At 65.2% G+C, this 21,399-nt stretch carries 17 protein-coding genes; 10 read left to right on the top strand and 7 right to left on the bottom strand.

The features are described from left to right. Window positions 1-67 precede the first annotated feature (67 nt). The 4 genes from H8B22_RS13730 to H8B22_RS13715 form a co-directional block, all read right to left on the bottom strand. Window positions 68-925, bottom strand: a complete 858-nt coding sequence (locus H8B22_RS13730) for an alpha/beta fold hydrolase (protein ID WP_225876217.1) — start codon at window positions 923-925, stop codon at window positions 68-70. A gap of 422 nt (window positions 926-1,347) precedes the next feature. Continuing rightward, a complete protein-coding gene (locus tag H8B22_RS13725) occupies window positions 1,348-2,640 on the bottom strand; it encodes a hypothetical protein (protein ID WP_187711950.1) in 1,293 nt (430 codons plus the stop codon). 1 nt (window position 2,641) lies between these two features. Further along, complete coding sequence (locus H8B22_RS13720) at window positions 2,642-3,877, bottom strand: hypothetical protein (RefSeq protein WP_187711949.1); 1,236 nt, start codon at window positions 3,875-3,877, stop codon at window positions 2,642-2,644. A 36-nt stretch (window positions 3,878-3,913) separates the two neighbouring features. Next, window positions 3,914-7,435, bottom strand: a complete 3,522-nt coding sequence (locus H8B22_RS13715; RefSeq protein ID WP_187711948.1) for a methylmalonyl-CoA mutase family protein — start codon at window positions 7,433-7,435, stop codon at window positions 3,914-3,916. Window positions 7,436-7,680: 245 nt separating this feature from the next. Between H8B22_RS13715 and H8B22_RS13710 the strand changes: the two genes are divergently transcribed. The 10 genes from H8B22_RS13710 to H8B22_RS13665 all read left to right on the top strand — a co-directional run bounded on the left by H8B22_RS13710 (window position 7,681) and on the right by H8B22_RS13665 (window position 18,932). Continuing rightward, complete coding sequence (locus H8B22_RS13710; protein ID WP_187711947.1) at window positions 7,681-9,237, top strand: phospholipase D family protein; 1,557 nt, start codon at window positions 7,681-7,683, stop codon at window positions 9,235-9,237. 64 nt (window positions 9,238-9,301) lie between these two features. Further along, window positions 9,302-10,564, top strand: coding sequence for a 2OG-Fe(II) oxygenase (locus tag H8B22_RS13705; protein ID WP_225876216.1), 1,263 nt, complete (start codon window positions 9,302-9,304; stop codon window positions 10,562-10,564). 286 nt (window positions 10,565-10,850) lie between these two features. Then, a complete protein-coding gene (locus H8B22_RS13700) occupies window positions 10,851-11,954 on the top strand; it encodes a Glu/Leu/Phe/Val dehydrogenase (protein ID WP_187711946.1) in 1,104 nt (367 codons plus the stop codon). 261 nt (window positions 11,955-12,215) lie between these two features. Further along, window positions 12,216-13,373: an isovaleryl-CoA dehydrogenase gene (locus tag H8B22_RS13695; RefSeq protein WP_187711945.1), complete on the top strand. Its 1,158-nt coding sequence runs from the start codon at window positions 12,216-12,218 to the stop codon at window positions 13,371-13,373. 326 nt (window positions 13,374-13,699) lie between these two features. Beyond that, window positions 13,700-14,875, top strand: coding sequence for a thiolase family protein (locus H8B22_RS13690; protein ID WP_187711944.1), 1,176 nt, complete (start codon window positions 13,700-13,702; stop codon window positions 14,873-14,875). A gap of 206 nt (window positions 14,876-15,081) precedes the next feature. Then, the gene (locus tag H8B22_RS13685; RefSeq protein ID WP_187711943.1) at window positions 15,082-15,435 is read left to right on the top strand and encodes a hypothetical protein; all 354 of its coding nucleotides are present in this window, start codon (window positions 15,082-15,084) and stop codon (window positions 15,433-15,435) included. A gap of 178 nt (window positions 15,436-15,613) precedes the next feature. After that, the gene (locus H8B22_RS13680) at window positions 15,614-15,970 is read left to right on the top strand and encodes a hypothetical protein (RefSeq protein WP_187711942.1); all 357 of its coding nucleotides are present in this window, start codon (window positions 15,614-15,616) and stop codon (window positions 15,968-15,970) included. Window positions 15,971-16,239: 269 nt separating this feature from the next. Beyond that, a complete protein-coding gene (locus H8B22_RS13675) occupies window positions 16,240-17,850 on the top strand; it encodes a carboxyl transferase domain-containing protein (RefSeq protein ID WP_187711941.1) in 1,611 nt (536 codons plus the stop codon). Window positions 17,851-18,048: 198 nt separating this feature from the next. After that, on the top strand, window positions 18,049-18,573 hold the full coding sequence (locus H8B22_RS13670) for a bactofilin family protein (protein WP_187711940.1): 525 nt from the start codon (window positions 18,049-18,051) through the stop codon (window positions 18,571-18,573). Continuing rightward, a complete protein-coding gene (locus tag H8B22_RS13665) occupies window positions 18,570-18,932 on the top strand; it encodes a hypothetical protein (RefSeq protein WP_187711939.1) in 363 nt (120 codons plus the stop codon). Before H8B22_RS13670 ends, H8B22_RS13665 begins: the two co-directional genes overlap by 4 nt. Before the next feature lie 12 nt (window positions 18,933-18,944). Here the strand turns inward: H8B22_RS13665 and H8B22_RS13660 are convergent, their stop codons facing one another. From H8B22_RS13660 to H8B22_RS13650, 3 genes are read right to left on the bottom strand one after another with little or no spacing between them, the layout of a single operon-like run. Beyond that, window positions 18,945-19,190 carry a DUF6587 family protein gene (locus tag H8B22_RS13660; protein WP_187711938.1) on the bottom strand — a complete coding sequence of 82 codons (246 nt, stop codon included), beginning with the start codon at window positions 19,188-19,190 and terminating at the stop codon, window positions 18,945-18,947. After that, complete coding sequence (gene feoB, locus H8B22_RS13655; protein ID WP_187711937.1) at window positions 19,190-21,040, bottom strand: ferrous iron transport protein B; 1,851 nt, start codon at window positions 21,038-21,040, stop codon at window positions 19,190-19,192. Before feoB ends, H8B22_RS13660 begins: the two co-directional genes overlap by 1 nt. Next, window positions 21,037-21,297, bottom strand: coding sequence for a FeoA family protein (locus H8B22_RS13650; RefSeq protein WP_187711936.1), 261 nt, complete (start codon window positions 21,295-21,297; stop codon window positions 21,037-21,039). Before H8B22_RS13650 ends, feoB begins: the two co-directional genes overlap by 4 nt. Between the last annotated feature and the right edge of the window lie 102 nt (window positions 21,298-21,399).

The raw sequence follows: 21,399 nt of genomic DNA, 5'->3' as shown, positions 1-21,399 counted from the left end.
GCCCGCCTTACGGTTCACCCAACCCTCTTCCGCAGCCGGAAAAACGAGGGCTCGAACGCCGGCCCCGTCAATTCCCGGCCGACGCCGCCGTCACAAACCGGATCGCCTCGGCTACGGCCTTCGGATTCTCGCGGTGGATGTTGTGCCCGGTGGCGTAGTACTGGTGGATGCCGCGCGACACGCCAGCGAAAAGATCCGCGTGCTCACGCTTCCACAGGGCCTTGCCCTGCGCGGTTTCTTCGAAGACGAACGGCTCGGCCGCGACCTGCGTCGAGGTGAGCAGCGCGACCGGCAGGTCCGGCAGACTGCGCGGCGTCTCAGCGGCCGGGTTGTCCAGCTGGGCGATCAGCAGCTTGTAGTCTTCCGCCATGTTCGGCGGCAGCATCGCGAGCAGGGCCTTGTCGTCGGCCAGTACGCGCTCGCGATCGGCGCGCATGGAGTCGTGGCGCTGCCCCATGGTCGCCGGATCGACCAGCACCAGGCCCAGCAGGCGCTGCGGATGCTGGCGTGCGAATTCGGTAGCCAACAGGCCGCCATAGGAATGCCCAACAAGCACGATCTTCTGGTCGGGCGCCAGCGCATCGATGACGGCACCGAGGTCCTGCACGTGCTGCTCGATGGTCTTCGGAGCGCCGTCCGTCCCGGACTTGCCCAACCCGGCGCGCGCATAGGCGATGCAGGTGCACTGGGCGCCCAGGTTGGCGATGGTGTCCTTCCACACACCGGCGCCCTGGCCGAAGCCGGACTCGAACACCACGGCGACCGGCCCCTGGCCCTGCCGCTCCACCTGCAGGCTGTAGCCCTTGCGGGCGACCTGCACGCTGGCCACCTGCATCCCAGTCGCTGCCACGTCTGCGGCCTGCACCGTCGTCGCCGCGCATGCCAGCGCCAACGACAGCATCCATCCCTTCATTCCGAACGCCATGCCCACTCACCACCTCCGTGCTGTTGATGTGCGGATTCTGGCGGGATGAATGGGCGTGGTGCAGTGCGTTTGGTCATGCATGCGCCGGCATGCATGACGGTCGAAACGCGCTTCGACTTCGCTTCGCTACCATCGGGGGAATGGGGTCAGGTTGATTTTCCGCGGCACCAGCCATTACCGATGCGCGAAGTTTCGCCAGCAGATCGAAGCGCTGTCCAACCGTTCCGTAGTAGTCAGGCCGCGCGACCGGCCAAGAGATCGGCGCGGGATAAATGAACCTGACTCCTTTTTGCCTCGCCCGTCGCCGTAGGAGAACGCGCGCCGCCACCCGGAGATCGGTGGACCAGGGCCCACCCTACGCATCATCGCGGCGGGAATTTGCACGGGTGGGCGTAGGCGGGCTCAAGCCCGCCTTACACGGGCTATAGAGCGAGGAGCGAAGCAAGCTCCCCTTCCAACTTGGAAAGCCTATCCGAGCTTGCTTGCACCCGGCTATTGAGCCACTCATCGCCTCCTTGACCAGCTCGCGAGTTTCGCCAGCGAACATCTTCATCATGCAATCGCCTCGCGTTGGCGATCGCTGCGCGAAGAAGCCCTACTTCTTCCAAGTCCTCAGCCGAATCCAACAACTCATGTGGTCCTACGGGAAAGCCCTTGAGCATCGCAACCACTACCTTGTGAAGGCTATCAATTACAGGCCGAAAGGCATTCCAGTCCGCCTTCGCGAGCGGAATTTGATTATGGACAATCAGATTGCGGACGTCATACAGGACTTTCGCGGATGTGGATTCTCCTGGCGCGCGGTTGCACGAATTCAACAGCGCCGCACCAGCCAACCGCAAGGATTCAACTGCACTAGCATCAACAAACTTCGCGAACTCTACGAGCTTTGTAACTCGAGTACTTTCAGACGTGTAGTCAAGCACCCTAGTCTTAAGGTCGTATCCTGAAGCAAGAGACGCGCTAGAAAGAACCTTCTTCATTAGCCGATCAAGCACGATGTCGGATAGCGATTCGATAACTTGGTAGTAGAAGAGAAAGCTTGCCTCAGGCGTGTCTTGCCTTGACGCCAGCATAAGGAACCGTTCTGCCGTTGAGAAAATAGGCTTGAGGGCCGCGCTGAACTGTTCCGCCTTAATGGAAGATCCAGAAACCTGACGAAATCGCTCAAATGAGAATTGAGGACCCTCTGCCAGGAAGAAGCCACTAGCCTCCAACGCTAAGCGAATATGCTCTGCTGTCTCGGAGTCAACGACTTCGCGCCCAATAACAGCAATGGATAGGTCGGGCTGAAACAAATCGGCAATCGAGGGATCCGCGCTCCAATCCAGTTGACCCACTCTTAGGTGTTGATTCCCGCCTCCGTGCTGAACCAACCAAAGCAACGCAGCCGATGAATATATCTGCAGGTATTGCTTAGGACTATTCTGCGGACAGTAAGAAGAATCAGGATCGAACGCAGCAATTGGGAAAACGTACCCAATCGTTCGCCCACCACTCGGCATGACGATTGGAAATATTGCCGATTCAGCGGAAACAGGCGGCCTCACGCACCAAACTGTAAACCTCGTCAGATCCTCTGTAGGCCGCGGCAACGAGCATCGAAACGAAACAACCTGAACTCTCGTATCAATTTCAACATTGCCGCCATCGAACTCAAGGCGGGACACAGCCGCTATTTCCGGCGGAAATAAACCATCAATGATGGTAGCCATGTCAATTCAGGCTCTCGAACTTCCGCTGCCCCTCCCGCCAGGATGTTGAAAGATCTAGAAATGTTGGAGAGTCAGAGTTGAACAAAGAACGGAATGAGTACTGGAATATTTCTCGCTGCGCGGTACCAATCTTTGTCGCCTTCTTCGCAACCTCATCGAGCATCAAAACCAACTCATTCAATGCCAAGCTCGGCGCATCAGAAAAAAGGCTCCGCGTGAGGAGCGCACTTAGCTCCTCAAGACTCCCCACCTGCTTTTGTCGAATCAAGCGCTTAGCCTCAGCCCCAAATGCCGTCATCGCTTGAACTCTCTCGAATAGCGAAGCAACATCAGTTCCGAAAGGGCGATCAACCACAGCCTCCGGAAACACCGATCTCAACTCGCCAAGATCGAACTCCCAATCATTGGCAATGGATTCGATATGACGCACAAAGCGGTTGTAAACAACCAACAACGACGTCAGATCACTGTTAACGTTGTCGTACTCCTCGAGAAACTCAAGCTCGCCGAGCTTGTTCACAAGATTCTGCTTGTCGATCGACTCTGGCCGACCGGTCGAATATGCATAAAACATATCGACCACATCTGCGTACTTGTATTTACCGGCACCCCTGGCGCGACGAGCGTCAGCCTCCCGAACTACAGCCAAACCTGCGGGCAAACGGCCAGGGTCTAAGAAATCGTGATACAGAATCTCGATTTGATGTCTGAACGACATCGGGGTCTGCCCGGTGTTGAGAGTAAGCATTCGATAGAGAATGCCTGTCTTGTTAAGACCAACATAAACCTCCAGTCGAATCTTCCTTGCCAAGAACGTATCCAACTGCCCCGGTCGCTCTTCGCGCAACTGCGCGATGCAATCGCCAATCGTGTACGTGCGCTGCAATCCGTCCAGAATTAGAACTTCCCTGGAATTAAATGCACGTTCAATCTCGGCAGCGAGCAAGTCTCGTTCGGCGTTGGGTATCACTCCGTTGCGTAGCCCAGCCAGGACCTCGTCAATGTTCGCCTGAGCGTTGCGCTTAAGCGCGACAATTATGGGAGGCATTACGCATCCCTCAATCAGGTCACGTTGCAACAATTGATACGGCTTCCCCTTGGCGGCGACTCGGGGGCGTTGCAGCTCATTTTCCCGAAGAACCGGCTGTGCGAGCTGCCAATAATCGCCAATGGAAATATCGATACTTACATTGACGCCTTTGACCTTCTTATCGAATAGCCAAGAGTAGAAATCCATTAATCCCCCTCAATTGGAACGCCGCCGACCGGCAGATCACATATTGCGCCGATACTCCCCACCTACATCATAAAGGGCATGACTGACCTGCCCCAGGCTATGCGTCTTAACCGCCTCCATCAAACTGGCAAACACATTCCTACGCTCCCGCGCCGTGGCCTGTAGCCCCTTGAGCCCCTCGCCCGCATACCCATTGCGATTGCGCTGGTAGCCGGCGACGTTCTCGATCTGCTGTCCCTTCTCCCCTTCCGTGCTCCGGATCAGCTCGATCTCGGTGACGATGTCGCCGCCGTGGTCCTTGGGCAGGAAGGTGTTGACTCCGATCAGCGGCAGCGAGCCGTCGTGCTTCTTGTGCTCGTAGTACAGGCTCTCTTCCTGGATCTTGCCGCGCTGGTACATGGTGTCCATGGCGCCGAGCACGCCGCCGCGCTCGCTGATGGCTTCGAACTCCTTGTAGACGGCTTCCTCGACGATGTCGGTGAGCTTGTCGACGATGAAGCTGCCCTGCCAGGGGTTCTCGTTGAAGTTGAGGCCCAGTTCCTTGTTGATGATCATCTGGATCGCCACGGCGCGGCGCACGCTCTCTTCGGTCGGCGTGGTGATGGCTTCGTCGTAGGCGTTGGTGTGCAGGCTGTTGCAGTTGTCGAACAGCGCGTACAGGGCCTGCAACGTGGTGCGGATGTCGTTGAACTGGATCTCCTGCGCGTGCAGGGAGCGACCACTGGTCTGGATGTGGTACTTCATCATCTGGCTGCGCGCGGAGGCGCCGTAGCGCTCGCGCATGGCGCGGGCCCAGATGCGGCGGGCGACGCGGCCGATGACGGTGTACTCGGGATCCATGCCGTTGCTGAAGAAGAACGACAGGTTGGGCGCGAAGTCGTCGATCTTCATCCCGCGCGCGAGGTAGTACTCGACGATGGTGAAGCCGTTGCTCAGGGTGAAGGCGAGCTGGCTGATCGGGTTCGCGCCGGCTTCGGCGATGTGGTAGCCCGAGATCGAGACCGAGTAGAAGTTGCGGACGTTGCGGTCGACGAAGTACTGCTGGATGTCGCCCATCATGCGCAGGGCGAATTCGGTGCTGAAGATGCAGGTGTTCTGGGCCTGGTCTTCCTTGAGGATGTCGGCCTGCACGGTGCCGCGCACGGTGGCGAGGGTGTGCGCCTTGATCTTCTCGTAGGTCTCGGCATCGACGACCTGGTCGCCGGTCACGCCAAGCAGGCCCAGGCCGAGGCCGTCGTTGGTCTCGGGCAGCATGCCGCTGTACTGCGGACGCTGGCGACCCTCGAACATCTTCTCGATCTTGTCGTGCGCGGCGTCCCAGCGCGCGTTGTCCTCGCGCAGGTACTTCTCGACCTGCTGGTCGATGGCGGTGTTCATGAACATCGCGAGGATGATCGGCGCCGGGCCGTTGATGGTCATCGACACCGAGGTGCTGGGCGCGCACAGATCGAAGCCGGAGTACAGCTTCTTCATGTCGTCCAGCGTGGCGATGTTGACGCCCGAGTTGCCGATCTTGCCGTAGATGTCCGGGCGCACGGCCGGGTCTTCGCCGTACAGGGTGACGCTGTCGAAGGCGGTGGACAGGCGCGCGGCCGGCTGGCCGACCGAGAGGTAATGGAAGCGGCGGTTGGTGCGCTCGGGCGTGCCCTCGCCCGCGAACATGCGGATCGGGTCTTCGCCGGTGCGGCGGTACGGGTAGACGCCGCCGGTGTACGGGTAGTAGCCCGGCAGGTTTTCCTTCTGCAGGAAGGTCAGCAGTTCGCCCCAGCTCTTGTAGGTGGGCGCGGCGATCTTCGGGATCTTCTGGTGGCTCAGCGACTCGCGGTAGTTCTCGACGCGGATGGTCTTGTCGCGGACCTGGTATTCGTTGACGTCGTCGGTGATCGACTTGAGGCGCTGCGGCCACTCGCGCAGGAGCTTGAGGGCTTCGGAGCTCAGCGACTGGATGGCGTCGTTGTAGCGCTGGCGCAGGGCGAGAAGGGTGCGGTCCACCTGCACGTCATCCCCGCGAAGGCGGGGATCCATGGACGTTGCTTCACTGTCCGTACGTCCTTGGATTCCCGCCTTCGCGGGAATGACGAGCAAATCTTCGGCGGCGTAGAGGTCCAGCGCCTTGGGCAGCTTGTCGTCGCCCAGGTCGTGCAACGACTGCCAGTAGCTCTGCGCGCGGTCGGCGACTTCGGCCTGCGATTCGATCTTGCTGTTGATGCCGCGGCCCTGCTCGGCGATCTCGGCGAGGTAACGCACGCGGCTGCCCGGGATCAGCACGGTGGCGCGCGGCTCCTTCAGGCTGGTGTCGAGGTCCGGCGTCCACTTCTCGGCGGGGAGCGCGAGCTTCTCGCGCAGCAGGCGGCACAGGTTGGCGAACATCCAGCTGATGCCGGGGTCGTTGAACTGCGAGGCGATGGTCGGATAGACCGGGACGTCCTCGTCCTTGGTCTGGAAGGCGACGCGGTTGCGCTTCCACTGCTTGCGCACGTCGCGCAGGGCGTCTTCGGCGCCGCGCTTGTCGAACTTGTTGAGCACGACGAGCTCGGCGAAATCGAGCATGTCGATCTTCTCGAGCTGGCTGGGCGCGCCGAAGTCGGAGGTCATCACGTACATCGGGAAGTCGACGAGGTCGACGATCTCCGAGTCGGACTGGCCGATACCGGCGGTCTCGACGATGACCAGGTCGTAGCCCAGCGACTTGAGGAAGCCGATGCAGTCCTTCAGCACCACGTTGGTCGCCATGTGCTGGCGGCGGGTCGCCATCGAGCGCATGAAGACGCGCTGGGAGCGCAGCGAGTTCATGCGGATGCGGTCGCCGAGCAGCGCGCCGCCGGTGCGGCGACGAGTCGGGTCGACCGAGATCACCGCGATGTGCATGTCGGGGAAGTTGCTGAGGAAGCGGTTGAGCAGTTCGTCGGTCACCGACGACTTGCCGGCGCCGCCGGTGCCAGTGATGCCGATGACCGGGGTCTTGCCGCCGGCCAGCTGCCATTCCTTGCGCAGGTGGGCGAGTTCGGATTCGTCGAGCGCGCTTTCCTCGATGGCCGAGAGCATGCGGCCGATCTCGATCTCGTTGTCGAAAGCGACCTTGTGCGGCTTGTCGACCGGCAGGCGCGCGGCTTCGGCGCGGCGCACGACGTCCTCGATCATGGACACCAGGCCCATGTGCATGCCGTCGTTGGGGTGGTAGATGCGCTCGACGCCGTAGCCCTGCAGCTCGCGGATCTCTTCCGGAGTAATCGTGCCGCCGCCGCCGCCGAACACGCGGATGTGCGAGGCGTTGCGCTCCTTGAGCATGTCGACCATGTACTTGAAGTACTCGACGTGGCCGCCCTGGTAGGACGAGAGCGCGATGGCGTCGGCGTCTTCCTGCAGCGCGGCGCGGACCACGTCTTCCACCGAGCGGTTGTGGCCGAGGTGGATGACTTCGGCGCCCTGCCCCTGGATCAGACGACGCATGATGTTGATGGCGGCGTCGTGGCCGTCGAACAGGCTGGCGGCGGTGACGAAACGCAGCGGGCTGCTCTCGGTCTGGGTTTCGGGGAGGTTGGTCGCGGGGGTGCTCATGTGACGCGCTCAGTACGGAAACGATCGAATCCGCATTGTACCGCGACGGGGTGAGGCGGCCTCACAGTGTTCTTCTCCCTGCGCTTGCGCGGGGAGAAGGTGGCGCGTAGCGCCGGATGAGGGGCGCTGTTGCGCCACGTCCCCTCACCCTGCGTCGCGATGCGACGCTGTCCCTCTCCCCGCATGCGGGGAGAGGGATTTCGGCCAGTCGGGAGATACTGTGCCTGGAACACGGGGAGACACGAATGCGGCGTGCGTTGCGGATACTGGGATGGGGATTGCTGACGCTGGTGCTGCTGACGCTCAGCGGCTGGCTGCTGGCCGACCGCCTCACGCCCCCGGCCACGGGCCAGCCCAGCCACGCCCTGCCCGTGCAGGCGGCGCAGACCGAGCTGGACCGCGAGCTGGCGCCGCTGCTGGCCACGCAGCCGGGCAAGACCGGCGCGATCCTGGTGCCGGGCGGGCTGGACGCGTTCGCGGCGCGGGCGATCTCGGCGCGGCGCGCGGGGCGCAGCCTCGACCTGCAGTACTACATCTGGCACGACGACCTGACCGGGCGGCTGCTCGGCCGCGAGGCGTGGCAGGCGGCCGAGCGCGGCGTCCGCGTGCGCATGCTGCTGGACGACATGAATGCCGAAGGGCTGGACCCCGGCTTGCTTGCGCTGGATGCGCACCCGAACCTCGAGATCCGCCTGTACAACCCGTTCCGCAACCGCGGCGGCATGAAGCGCGTGTATGAGCTGGTGCAGCGCGTGGTCAGCGTGAACCACCGCATGCACAACAAGGCGTGGATCGCCGATGGCCGCATGGCGGTGGTCGGCGGGCGCAACATCGGCGTCGAGTACTTCGATGCGGGCGAGGACACCAATTTCCGCGACCTCGACCTGGTGCTGTTCGGCCCGGCGGTGGCGCAGGCGAGCTCCGTCTTCGACGCGTACTGGAACAGCACCGCAGCGGTGCCGATCGCCGCGCTCAGCCGCAAGGATCCCAAGCAGCTGCAGGCGCTGATGGCGCAGGTGGAGGCCGAAGCCGCTTCTCCCGCGGCGCAGCGCTACCTGCAGCGCGTGGAGGCATCAAAGCAGGTGCGTGCCTACTTCGCCGGCAGCCTGCAACCGCGCTGGAGCGAGGGCGTCCGCGTGGTCGCCGATCCGCCGCTGAAGTGGCAGAGCGACGACCGCAGCGGCTGGATGGTCGAGCAGCTGACGGCGAAGCTGCGCGGCGCGCAGCGCAAGGCCTTGCTGATATCGCCCTACTTCGTGCCCGGTGAATTCGGTACGGACGGATTGGGCGCACTGGCGACGCGCGGCGTGCACGTCGGCGTCATCACCAATTCGCTCGCGGCCAACGACGTGCCCGCGGTGCACAGCGGCTATGCACGCTACCGCGAACCCCTGCTCGCAGCGGGCGTGCGCCTGTACGAGATCCGCGCGCAGGGCCGCCCCGAGACCGCGGGCATCTTCGGCAGCAGCGGTGCCAGCCTGCACACCAAGGCGTTCGTGGTCGACGATGCGCGCGGCTTCGTGGGTTCGTTCAACCTCGATCCGCGTTCGGCGGATCTCAACACCGAGATGGGCGTGCTGTTCGACGATCCGGTGATCGCCAGCGAGTTGCGCGACGAATACCTGCGGCTGGCCAGTCCGGCGCTGAGCTACTGGGTCTACCGGCGTCCCGATGGCGCGCTGCGCTGGCTCGATCGCGCCGCGCAGCCGCCGCTGCTGCTGGACCACGAGCCGGACACTTCGCGCATGCAGCGCGCTACGGCAACGGTGGCGGGCTGGTTGCCGATCGAGTCGCAGTTGTAGGCTGCGCGAACCGCGCGCCTCGGCGCAGCGGCTAGACTCGAACCATCGCCCCATTCCCGCGCCAATGACCGACGACACCACCCTCGCCATGCTGCGCCACCATGCCGAGGGCGGATCGGCGGACGCGCTGCACCAGCTGGCCGCCGCGCTGGTCGCCCGCCACCAGCACGAGGAAGCCCTGGCCCTGCATCGGCGCGCGGCGGACGCCGGCCATGAGCGGTCGCAGGTCGAGTACGCGCGGATGCTGATGTACGGCATCGCCACCGCCGCCGACCCGCAGCTTGCCGCGCAATGGCTGCTGCGCGCGGAGGCGGCGGGAAATCCGGTGGCGAGCTACCTGCTCGTCGTCCTCGCGCTCGGCGACGGCGGCGTCCACGACGCCCGGTTCAACCAGCGCCTGCTGGCCGCGGTGCAGGCCAATTACCCGCCGGCGGTACGCGCGGCAGCGATCCATTTCGGTCGCAAGGCCTCGGCCGCGGACCAGGTGCGCTGCCTGCAACTGCTCGAACGCGGCGCCGGACTGGGCGATGCGGTCTGCGCGCGCCTGCTCGCCGAACGCCTGCTGCACGGCGAAGGCTGTACGCCGCAGCCGGAAGCGGCGCGCGAGATCCTGCAGCAACTGGCGCGACACGGCATAGGCCCACTGCCGGCACTCGCGGTGCCGCAACTGCATGCACCGGATACCTTGGAAGGCGCGCTCGCCCTGGACGAAGTGCTGCGCCCGGCCACTGCGCAACCGCGCTGCGAACGCCCGCGCGTCATGACCATCGACGGACTGCTGTCGGCGGACGAGTGCCGGCTGCTGATCGCCTGCGCGGAACCGAACCTGGCGCGCTCGCGCACGGTCGACCCGCGCACCGGCCAGCCGCAATCGCTGGAGATCCGCACCAGCGAGGACGCCAGTTTCGATCCGATCCTCGAGGACCTCGCCCTGCGCCTGGTGCAGATCCGCATGGCGACGGCCGCACGCATGCCGCTGGCGAATGCGGAACACCTCACCGTGCTGCGTTATCGCCCCGGGCAGGAATACCGGCCGCACCGCGACTACCGTCCGCCGGGTTCGCTCGAACTCGACCAGCCGCAGGCCGGCAACCGCCAGCGCACGATCTGCGTCTATCTCAACGAGGTGGAAGCCGGTGGCGAGACGGAATTCCCGTTGCCGGGGCTGCGGATCGCGCCCAGTCCCGGACGCGCGGTGATATTCGAGAACCTGCTTCCCGACGGCAGACCGGACGTGGACTCGCTGCATGCCGGCCTGCCGGTGGAACGCGGCGAGAAGTGGCTGGCGACGCTGTGGCTGCGGCAGGGCCGCTATCGCGCCTATTGATTCACGCCTTCTGATTTACCCGGTGCGAGGACGCCCGGCGGCGCGCTTCATCCGGCGCGCTTCATCCGACCGACTTCACCTGCTCCGCATACGGCTGCGTATCCAATGCACGGTGGCCGCCCGCCAGTCCCGGCACGGGCCTCTTGGAATCGATTGCATTAGACTACGCCGCCTGCGGAGCCGGCCCTGACCGGCATTTCGACCGCAGCTCTCCGTCCATTCAATGACTTACATCACCTTGTTGGCGTCGCGTGCCATGCGCACCCGGCGTCAACCGGAGCATCCGATGATTTTTGAAACCCTCGACACCTTCGGCCACGAGCAGGTCGTTTACTGCCACAACAAGGATGCGGGCCTGAAGGCCATCATCGCCATCCACAACACCGTGCTGGGCCCCGCGCTGGGTGGCACGCGCATGTGGCCGTACAAGACCGAAGCCGACGCGCTCAACGACGTGCTGCGCCTGTCGCGCGGCATGACCTACAAGAACGCGGTCGCGGGTCTTAACATCGGTGGTGGCAAGGCAGTGATCATCGGCGATCCGGCCACCGACAAGTCCGAAGCGCTGTTCCGCGCGTTCGGCCAGTTCGTCGAATCGCTCGGCGGCCGCTACATCACCGCCGAAGACGTCGGCATCGACGTCAACGACATGGAATACGTGTACCGCGAGACCGAGTACGTCACCGGCGTGCACCAGGTCCACGGCGGTTCGGGCGACCCGTCGCCGTTCACCGCCTACGGCACCCTGCAGGGCCTGATGGCGACGCTGAACAAGCGTTTCGGCGACGAGGAAGTCGGCAAGTACTCCTACGCCGTGCAGGGCCTCGGCCACGTCGGCATGGAATACGTGAAGCTGCTGAAGGAACGCGGCGCGAAGATCTTCGTCACCGACATCAACAAGGGCCTGGTCGACAAGGCCGTGTCCGAATACGGCGCCGAAGCCGTGGGCCTGGACGAGATCTACGACGTGAACTGCGACGTGTACTCGCCGTGCGCGCTGGGCGGCACCGTCAACGAAAACACCCTGCCCCGCCTGAAGGCCAAGATCATCTGCGGCGCGGCCAACAACCAGCTGGCCAACAACGCCATCGGCGACGAAGTGGTGAAGCGCGGCATCCTGTACGCACCGGACTACGCGGTGAACGCGGGCGGCGTGATGAACGTGGCGCTGGAACTCGACGGCTACAACCGCGAGCGCGCCATGCGCATGATGCGCACGATCTACCACAACCTCGCACGCATCTATGAAATCGCCGAGCGCGACGCGATCCCGACCTACCGCGCGGCCGACCGCCTCGCCGAAGAGCGCATCAGCGCGATCGGCAAGCTGAAGCTGCCGCTGGGGCGTTCGCAGCCGCGCTTCCAGGGTCGGATTCGCGGCGGGCACTGATTTCCAGTCTGCGACTGGAAATCCCCAAAGTTTGCTTTGCAAACTTCGGGCCCCAGCCATCGCTGCCAAATCCCCGCGGCTTCGCCGCGCCCCCTTTACTAAAGGGGACTTAGCTCCAGCGGGAGTTCGGCAAGTGGCAACGAAATAGCAGAAGCGCCCGGCTTGTCCGGGCGTTTTTGTGTGCGGGTGTCGCCGGTCACGCGATAGAATTCACGCTTGGGCCGGCACCACCTTCTTTCGCCTCCAGTACAAGGATTCCCGATGCGCCCTTTCCCCCTCGGTGAAGAAATCGACGCGCTGCGCGAGGCCGTGCGCCGTTTCGCCGATGCCGAAATCGCGCCGCGCGCGCAGCAGATCGACCACGACAACTGGTTCCCGCAGGACCTGTGGCCGAAGCTGGGCGAGATGGGCCTGCTCGGCATGACCGTGCCGGGCGAATTGGGTGGCAGCGAGATGGGCTACCTCGCCCATCTGGTCGCGATGGAAGAAATCTCGCGCGCATCGGGCTCGGTCGGCCTCTCCTACGGCGCGCACTCCAACCTGTGCGTGAGCAACCTCTACGCCAACGGCAACGCGGCGCAGCACGCGAAGTACCTGCCGAAGCTGTGCAGCGGCGAATGGAAGGGCGCGCTCGCCATGAGCGAGCCCGGCGCGGGTTCGGACGTGGTCGGCTCGATGTCCTGCCGCGCGGAACTGCGCGACGGCGTGTGGGTCGCCAACGGCAACAAGATGTGGATCACCAACGGCCCCGAGGCCGATGTGCTGATCGTCTACATGCGCACCGCCGGCAAGGACGCGGGCAGCAAGTGCATGACCGCCTTCCTCGTCGAGAAGGGCATGCCGGGTTTCAGCACCGCGCAGAAGCTCGACAAGCTCGGCATGCGCGGGTCGAACACCTGCGAACTGGTGTTCGAGAACTGCGAGATCCCGCAGGAGAACGTCCTCGGCGAGGTCAACCACGGCGTCAAGGTGCTGATGAGCGGCCTCAACACCGAGCGGCTGGTGCTCACCGGCGGCCCGCTCGGCCTGATGCAGGCCGCGCTCGACCTCGCCCTGCCCTACGTGCGCGAGCGCAAGCAGTTCGACCACGCCATCGGCACCTTCGGCCTGATGCAGGGCAAGATCGCCGACATGTACACCTCGCTGCAGTCCTCGCGCGCCTTCGCCTACCAGGTCGCCCGCGACTACGACGTCGGGTACAAGAGCCGCATCGACGCGGCGTCGTGCCTGCTGCACGCGTCGGAAGCCGCGGTGCAGGTCGCGCTGGAAGGCATCCAGGCGCTCGGCGGCAACGGCTACATCAACGAATTCGCCACCGGCCGCATCCTGCGCGACGCCAAGCTCTATGCGATCGGCGCCGGCACCAACGAGATCCGGCGCATGCTGATCGGACGCGAGTTGTTCGACGGGCGCAGCTGATTACCCGGCGCTTGTCCGCCAAGAGTAAAGCCGCCTTGCTGGCGGCTTTTTTCTTGGCCGCGCGACCGCTTCGGAACAGTGTTTCCCGGTGCCAGCCCGTCCTTCCGGCCGCGCCAAGTGCGTAGGTGTAGCGCGCACCATTTGCAGCGCCCGGCGGGCCGAAACCCTGTGCCAAGCGTGTTCGCACCCCGACCGCGCCCCCGCCAAACGGGCCCCAGGTCGTACCTGCTGCAGTTACAGCCGCAACTATTTGCGGCAGTGCAGCAAGGCGCTCCATAATCGAGGGGTTCCGGCCCTGCGCCGGCCTCGCCTATCCGGAGTCCGCCATGAGCGACGTGGTCATCGTCGGTGCCAAACGCACCGCCATCGGTTCCTTCCTTGGTCAATTCACCGGGGTCCCGACCCCCACCCTCGGCGCAGCCGCCATCAGCGGCGCGCTGGCACAGGCCGGCATCGCGCCGGACCAGGTGGACGAAGTGATCATGGGCTGCGTGCTGCCGGCCGGCCTCGGCCAGGCGCCCGCCCGCCAGGCTTCGCTTGCCGCCGGCCTGCCGACCGCTTCGGGCTGCACCACCATCAACAAGGTCTGCGGTTCGGGCATGAAGGCGATCATGCAGGCGCATGACGCCATCAAGGCCGGTTCGTCCAGCGTCGTCGTCGCCGGCGGCATGGAATCGATGACCAATGCCCCGCACCTCCTGAACAACTCGCGCACCGGCACGCGCTACGGCAGCGCCGAAATGCTCGACCACATGGCGTGGGACGGCCTGACCAATCCCTACGACAAGCAGGCGATGGGCGTGTTCGGCGACATGGCGTGCAACAAGTACGGCTTCGATCGCGCCGCCCTGGATGCGTACTCCGAAGAGAGCGTCAAGCGCGCCCAGGCCGCCGTGTCCGGCGGCGCCTTCAAGGACGAGATCGTTCCGGTCACCGTTAAGGGCCGCAAGGGCGACGTGGTCGTCGATACCGACGAGGAGCCGGGCAAGATCGATCCGTCGAAGATCCCGACCCTGCGCGCCGCCTTCGGCAAGGACGGCGTGCTGACCGCCGCGTCCTCGTCGAAGATCTCCGACGGCGCCGCTGCCACCGTGCTCATGTCTTCGGACGAAGCCGCCAAGCGCGGCCTCGCCCCGCTGGCCCGCATCGTGGCCCACGCCACCCATTCGCAGGCACCGGAGTGGTTCACCACCGCCCCGGTCACCGCGATCCAGAACGTGCTGAAGAAGGCCGGCTGGGCGGTTGCCGACGTCGATCTGTTCGAAATCAACGAAGCCTTCGCCTGCGTGGCGATGGCCCCGATGAAGGATCTGGGCATCAGCCACGACAGGGTCAACGTCAACGGCGGCGCCTGCGCGCTGGGCCATCCCATCGGCGCAAGTGGCGCCCGCCTGGTGGTCACCCTGATCAATGCATTGCGCCAGCGCGGCGGCAAGCGCGGCGTCGCATCGCTGTGCATCGGCGGCGGCGAAGCCACGGCGATCGCGGTGGAACTCGCCTGAACCGACAGGAACATTCTGGCGTGCAGGCAAGGTGAAGGGAGCGCCCGCGCTTCATGCGCGGGTAACTTCGCCCTTAACCGCCGAAGAGCGTAACAACGGGATAACGAAATAAAGACGGCCACCCGCTTGACACGGGTAACGGCCTTGTCATCATTGTTGGCGACGCGCTCCCTGCGCGTTGCCCTATCCACGACGAGGAAACGAACATGACTTTCAACAAGGCGCTGATCGCCCTGGCTCTGGGCTTCGCCCTGGCCGCGTGCTCGAACCAGCAGCAGGCCGAAGAAGCCGCTGCCGACGCTTCCGCCGCTGCCACCGACGCCCAGGCCGCTGCCGATACCGCTGCCGCCGCTGGCGACCAGGCTGCCGGCGATGCCGCCCAGGCTGCTGCTGACGCCGCCGCCCAGGCTGCCGACGCTGCCGCCACCTCGGCTGACGCCGCTGCCACCGCTCCGACCGCTGCTGCTGCCGACGCCGCTGCCGACACGGCTGCCGCCGCTGCCGACACTGCCAAGCAGGCTGCGGACACCGCCGAATCGGCGACCGAAGAAAAGAAGTAACAGTACTTCCTTAACAGGCAAGATCTGTTACAGTGAACAGGGAAGGGCCGTCGGCTTGCCGGCGGCTCTTTCCATGTGGTCAGTGAACGATAGGAAGCCGGCTCATACCGGATCGCTGCGCGCACTGGCGTTGCCTGACTGTAAAACAAGTTTTTCAGACAACTCCTCGGAGACATCCATGAACACCAAGCTCTACGTCCTCCTCGCCGCCTCGGTCCTCGCCCTGTCGGCTTGCAACAAGTCCGAAGAAGCCGCTGCCTCGGCCGACCAGGCCCAGGCCGCTGCCACCGACGCCGCTGCTGCTGCCGGTGACGCCGCGACCGCCGCTGGCGACGCCGCTGCTGCCGCCACCGACGCTGCTGCCACCGCTACGGCTGACGCCGCTGCTCAGGCTGGCGACGCCGCTGCTGCCGCCGCTACCGACGCTGCTGCCGCCACCACCGACGCCGCTGCTGACGCTGCCCAGGCTACCGCCGACGCCGCTCAGAACGTCGCCGACAAGGCCGAAGCTGCTGCTGAAGAAGTCAAGAAGTAATAGCGACTTCCCAAGCGACACGAGAAAGGCCCGCGCAAGCGGGCCTTTCTTTTTGCGCGACCTTTGCACCATTCTTGCCAACGCAGGCGAACGCCGCGCCATCACCGGCACGGCGTTGGGCGGGGCCTTGCCAACGCTGGCAACCGATGGCTCGCAAGGCGCGGATCGAGAGGGCACGGCGCAACCACCAGCGTGTCCAGGCGATTCGAACGTAGCGTGTCGGCGCGGTGATGTGCTTTCATGCCGCGTCTTTTTCGCCTGTTCGCCTCATGCCCGCGCTCACCTCCCAGCTCGATCCCCGCTCGCAGGATTTCCTCGACAACGCCGCCTATCACCGGGCCCTGGTCGAGGAACTCGATGCCCGCCTGGCCCGCGCGGCCGACGGCGGCGGCGCGAAGGCACGCACGAAGCACACCGAACGCGGAAAGCTGCTGGCACGCGACCGCATCACCGCCCTGCTCGATCCAGGCTCGCCCTTCCTCGAAATCGCGCCGCTTGCGGCCGAAGGCATGTACGAGGACGCAGCGCCGGCCGCCGGCATGGTCTGCGGCATCGGCCGCGTGATGGGTCAGGAAGTGGTGATCGTCGCCAACGACGCCACGGTCAAGGGCGGCACCTACTTCCCGATGACGGTGAAGAAGCACCTGCGCGCGCAGGAAATCGCCCGCGAGAACAACCTGCCGTGCGTGTACCTCGTGGATTCCGGCGGGGCCTTCCTGCCCCTGCAGGACCAGGTATTCCCCGACAAGGAACACTTCGGCCGCATCTTCTACAACCAGGCACGGATGAGCGCGGAGAACATCCCGCAGATCGCCGTGGTCATGGGCTCGTGCACCGCCGGCGGCGCCTACGTGCCCGCGATGTGCGACGAATCGATCATCGTCAAGGAACAGGGCACCATCTTCCTCGGCGGCCCGCCGCTGGTGAAAGCGGCAACTGGCGAAGTCGTCGATGCCGAAGCGCTTGGCGGCGCCGACGTACACACCTCGGTGTCCGGCGTGGCCGACCATTTCGCCGAAGACGACCGCCACGCCCTGCAGATCGCGCGCGACATCGTCGGCACGCTCAACCGGAGCAAGGCCGTGCCGGTGGCCGTGCAACCCGTGCGCGAACCGCTGTACGCGCCCGAGGAGCTCTACGGCATCGTCCCGAAGGACACCCGCCGCCCGTTCGACATCCGCGAGGTGATCGCCCGCGTCGTCGACGGCAGCGAGTTCCAGGAGTTCAAGGCGCGCTACGGCAAGACCCTGGTCACGGGCTTCGCCCACCTGCACGGCTATCCGGTCGGCATCGTCGCCAACAACGGCATCCTGTTCGCCGAATCCGCGCTCAAGGGCGCGCACTTCATCGAACTGTGCAACCAGCGCGGCATCCCGCTCGTGTTCCTGCAGAACATCACCGGCTTCATGGTGGGGCGCAAGTACGAGAACGCGGGCATCGCGAAGGACGGCGCGAAGATGGTGACGGCGGTCGCGTGCTCGCACGTACCGAAGTTCACCGTCGTGATCGGCGGCAGCTTCGGCGCGGGCAACTACGCCATGTGCGGACGCGCCTACGGCGCGCGCTTCCTGTGGATGTGGCCGAACGCGCGCATCAGCGTGATGGGCGGCGAACAGGCCGCATCCGTGCTCGCTACCGTCAAGCGCGACGGCATCGAAGCCGCCGGCAAGGTGTGGACGGCGGACGAGGAAGAAGCCTTCAAGGCGCCGATCCGCGACCAGTACGAATCGCAGGGCAACCCCTACTACGCCACGGCGCGCCTGTGGGATGACGGCATCATCGATCCGGCCGACACACGGCGCGTGCTGGGCCTGGCAATTTCGGCGAGCCTGAATGCACCGATCGAGGAGCGCACGCGCTTCGGCGTCTTCCGCATGTGATCGTGCGCGGCTGCGCGTCGCCGCACCGTGACACCTTCGCCACAGCGAAACTGAATACTTGAACATCGCGCGTCGCGCTCAACGCGCGCTGCGGATCATTTGCGGGACGGTGTCACAGCATCGCTGCCCGGTACGCGTGCTAGGCTCAAAAATCGCATTTCGACCCATTCCTGTCCCCCCAACAGAGGAGTCCGCGTCATGGCGATTTTCAACCAGCCATCCGCCCCCAAGCGTGATGTTCCGGCCACTCCGGAACCGCCCAAGCCCGTCGAAACCGCGCTCAAGCGAGAGCCGGATCCGAACGAGTTCAACCTCGCCACCGCGACACCCGTGCGCACCGCACCGGTCGAACGCAGCGATGGCAAGGAATCGCTGATCGCCTCCGACCTGACCATCGAAGGCAAGATCGAAGGCGCCGGCCACATCCGCATCGCCGGCCGCTTCAAGGGCGACGTGCACGTGCAAGGCGACCTCACCATCGAAGTCGGCGCCAAGCTCAACGGTGGCGTGCGCGCGCGCAAGGTCGTGATCGCAGGCGAGCTCGAAGGCAACATCGAGGCAGCCCAGCGCGTCGAACTACTCGCCAGTGGCGTGATGGTCGGCGACGTGAAGGCCGAGACCGTCACCGTTGCGGCGGGTTCGCGCATGAAGGGCCAGGTCGAATTCGGCGGCGACAACAAGTCGGCGAAGAACGGCAATGCGGAGTCCGGCGCGGCGTCATGAGCACCCCGCGCCCGGGCACGCCGGGAGCCACCCGCACGTGCCCGCATTGCAAGACCACGATCCTCGAGAGCGCCAGCGTGTGCCCGTCGTGCCGGCACCACCTGCGTTTCGACGAGGCGGCGATCGCGGGGACGAAAACCACGATCTCGCCCCTGCATGTCGAGGGCACCATCTCGCCGCCGCCCGGAGAGACGGCGTGGGAATATTCGATGGTGCTGTCGATAAAAAACGAGCGCGGCGAGGAAATCGCCCGCCAGGTCATCGGCGTGGGCGCGCTCTACGCCGACGAGCAGCGCACCTTCACGCTGGCGGTCGAGATGACCGAAGCCACCGGCGCGAAGGCGCGGCGGCGGCACTGAGCCGCGAAGGCGTCAGGATTTGCCGGTATCGCAGCTGTGGCATCCGCCACAGCTGCCCTCGCCCGGGTTCGGCGCGGGCGCGACCCAGCGTCCCACGCGTTGCAGCCAGGCGGCGCGTCCGTTCCGCACCAGCGGGATGGCGCAGGCGATCCGCAACCGGCGCACACCGGCGGGAAACTGCTTCTTTGCAACGAACGCAGCACTGATCGTCACGGCGAGCGCGATCACCAGATACTGGACGAGCAGGCCGGCTTCCATCATCCGGCCCCCAGGGCCACGGCGACCTGGTACGTGACCAGCGACGCGAGATAGGCGAGCGCGAACAGATAGCCGGCGCTGATCCCGACCTGCTTCCACGAGCGCGTCTCGCGCCGGATCGTCGCCAGCGTCGACAGGCACTGTGGCGCGTAGATGTACCAGACCAGCAGCGACAACGCCGTCGCCAGCGACCAGTCCTGCACGATCAGCGGCGACAGCGCCTGCGCGGCGGCAGCGTCATCCGCGGCGGACAACGCATAGACGGTAGCCAGCGACGACACCGCCACTTCGCGTGCGGCCATTCCCGGGATCAGCGCGATGCAGATCTGCCAGTTGAAGCCGATTGGCGCGAACAGCGTCGTCATCGCGTGGCCGATGCGGCCGGCGAAGCTCTGGGTGACGTCGCCACCGCCGTTGGGGAAGTACAACAACACCCACAACAGGATGGTCAGCGCCAGGATGATGCCGCCCACGCGCTTGAGGAAGATCGCCGCGCGCTCCCACAGGCCCAGCGCGAGGTCGCGCGGGTGCGGCAGACGATACGACGGCAGTTCCAGCAGCAGCGGGTGTTCGCTCTTGTCGCGCCGCCACTTCTTCATCACCCACGCCACCAGCAGCGCACTGACGATGCCGGCGGCGTACAGGGCGAACAGCACCAGGCCCTGCAGGTTGAACAGGCCGACTTTCTGCGCGGGAATGAACGCGCCGATCAGCAACGCGTACACCGGCAGGCGCGCCGAGCAGGTCATCAGCGGCGCCACGATGATCGTGGCCAGGCGGTCGCGCGGATCCTGGATCGAACGCGTCGCCATGATGCCGGGGATCGCGCAGGCGAAGCTCGACAGCAACGGGATGAACGAGCGCCCGGAAAGCCCCGCAGACGCCATCATCCGGTCCAGCAGGAACGCCGCGCGCGGCAGGTAACCGGATTCCTCCAGCGCGAGGATGAAAGCGAACAGAATCAGGATCTGCGGCAGGAACACGATCACCCCGCCGACGCCGGCGATGATGCCGTCGACGATCAGGCTGTTGAGCGGCCCGGCCGGCAAGGTCGCAGCCGCCCATGCACCGAGGGCCGCGGTACCGGCATCGATCGCATCCATCAACGGCGTTGCCCAGGCATAGACCGCCTGAAAGATCAGGAACATCACCACCGCCAGCGACAGCAGCCCCACCACCGGATGCAGCAACCAGCGGTCCAGCGCATCGTCGATCTCGGCGGTGCGGCGCGGCATGGTGACGGCGAGTGCCAGCAGGCGACGCGTTTCCGCGTGCAGCGCGTCGGGATCCACGGAACCGTTGCCGAGGTGCGTGCGCGGTTCGTGCAGCGTGCCGGCGATGGCGTCGAGCTTGGCCACGAGTTCACGCGCGCCGTCACGATGGACGGCCACGGTCGGTACCACCGGGATGCCCAGCTCGCGTTCGAGCGCGGCGAGGTCGACCTCGATGCCGCGCCGCCGCGCCGCATCCATCATGTTCACCGCCAGCACCATCGGCTTGCCCAGCTCGCGCACTTCGAGCGCGAAGCGCAGGTGCAGGCGCAGGTTGGTCGCATCGACCACGCAGACGATCACGTCCGGCGCGGGTTCGCCTGGATAGAAGCCGCGACACAGGTCGCGGGTGATCGCTTCGTCGAGGCTGGCCGCATGCAGGCTGTACGCGCCGGGCAAGTCGAGCAGCGCGTAGTTGCGCCCGGAGGGCGCGTGGAAGCGGCCCTCCTTGCGCTCCACGGTAACGCCGGCGTAGTTGGCGACCTTCTGGCGGCTGCCGGTCAGCAGGTTGAACAACGCGGTCTTGCCGCAGTTCGGGTTGCCGACCAGGGCAAGGCGGATGGCAGCGGCGTTGCTCACGCACCTTTCTCCGTTGCGGCCGATGCGCTCACGACGCGCACGCGGGCGGCTTCGCTGGTTCGCAAGGCGAAGCGTGTGAAACCGACCTGGACAAGCAGCGGCTCGGCGGAGATCGGGCCTGCCGCCACGACTTCGACCCGTTCGCCCATTACGAAGCCCAATTCACGCAAACGGCGCGCGATGGCGTCGTTGGGCATCTGGTCTTCGACCCGCTCCACCGTGGCGGCGGTGCGACGTGGCAGTTCGGACAGCTTCAAGATCGTTCGCCCGCGGCCCAATGGCCACAAATGGGAATTGTTCTCATTCTAGCAGGTGAAGGATCGCCGTAGCCCCGCGGATCGGCGATCCCGGCCCGCCCG

This window comes from Lysobacter terrestris, from assembly GCF_014489475.1.
Taxonomy (GTDB): domain Bacteria; phylum Pseudomonadota; class Gammaproteobacteria; order Xanthomonadales; family Xanthomonadaceae; genus Agrilutibacter; species Agrilutibacter terrestris.
This window is presented reverse-complemented; position numbering and strand designations above follow the sequence as displayed.

Coding starts and splice junctions, on each gene's coding strand:
- H8B22_RS13730 (WP_225876217.1), bottom strand. CDS start 925: ATGGCGTTCGGAATGAAGGGATGGATGCTGTCGTTGGCGCTGGCATGC.
- H8B22_RS13725 (WP_187711950.1), bottom strand. CDS start 2,640: ATGGCTACCATCATTGATGGTTTATTTCCGCCGGAAATAGCGGCTGTG.
- H8B22_RS13720 (WP_187711949.1), bottom strand. CDS start 3,877: ATGGATTTCTACTCTTGGCTATTCGATAAGAAGGTCAAAGGCGTCAAT.
- H8B22_RS13715 (WP_187711948.1), bottom strand. CDS start 7,435: ATGAGCACCCCCGCGACCAACCTCCCCGAAACCCAGACCGAGAGCAGC.
- H8B22_RS13710 (WP_187711947.1), top strand. CDS start 7,681: ATGCGGCGTGCGTTGCGGATACTGGGATGGGGATTGCTGACGCTGGTG.
- H8B22_RS13705 (WP_225876216.1), top strand. CDS start 9,302: ATGACCGACGACACCACCCTCGCCATGCTGCGCCACCATGCCGAGGGC.
- H8B22_RS13700 (WP_187711946.1), top strand. CDS start 10,851: ATGATTTTTGAAACCCTCGACACCTTCGGCCACGAGCAGGTCGTTTAC.
- H8B22_RS13695 (WP_187711945.1), top strand. CDS start 12,216: ATGCGCCCTTTCCCCCTCGGTGAAGAAATCGACGCGCTGCGCGAGGCC.
- H8B22_RS13690 (WP_187711944.1), top strand. CDS start 13,700: ATGAGCGACGTGGTCATCGTCGGTGCCAAACGCACCGCCATCGGTTCC.
- H8B22_RS13685 (WP_187711943.1), top strand. CDS start 15,082: ATGACTTTCAACAAGGCGCTGATCGCCCTGGCTCTGGGCTTCGCCCTG.
- H8B22_RS13680 (WP_187711942.1), top strand. CDS start 15,614: ATGAACACCAAGCTCTACGTCCTCCTCGCCGCCTCGGTCCTCGCCCTG.
- H8B22_RS13675 (WP_187711941.1), top strand. CDS start 16,240: ATGCCCGCGCTCACCTCCCAGCTCGATCCCCGCTCGCAGGATTTCCTC.
- H8B22_RS13670 (WP_187711940.1), top strand. CDS start 18,049: ATGGCGATTTTCAACCAGCCATCCGCCCCCAAGCGTGATGTTCCGGCC.
- H8B22_RS13665 (WP_187711939.1), top strand. CDS start 18,570: ATGAGCACCCCGCGCCCGGGCACGCCGGGAGCCACCCGCACGTGCCCG.
- H8B22_RS13660 (WP_187711938.1), bottom strand. CDS start 19,190: ATGGAAGCCGGCCTGCTCGTCCAGTATCTGGTGATCGCGCTCGCCGTG.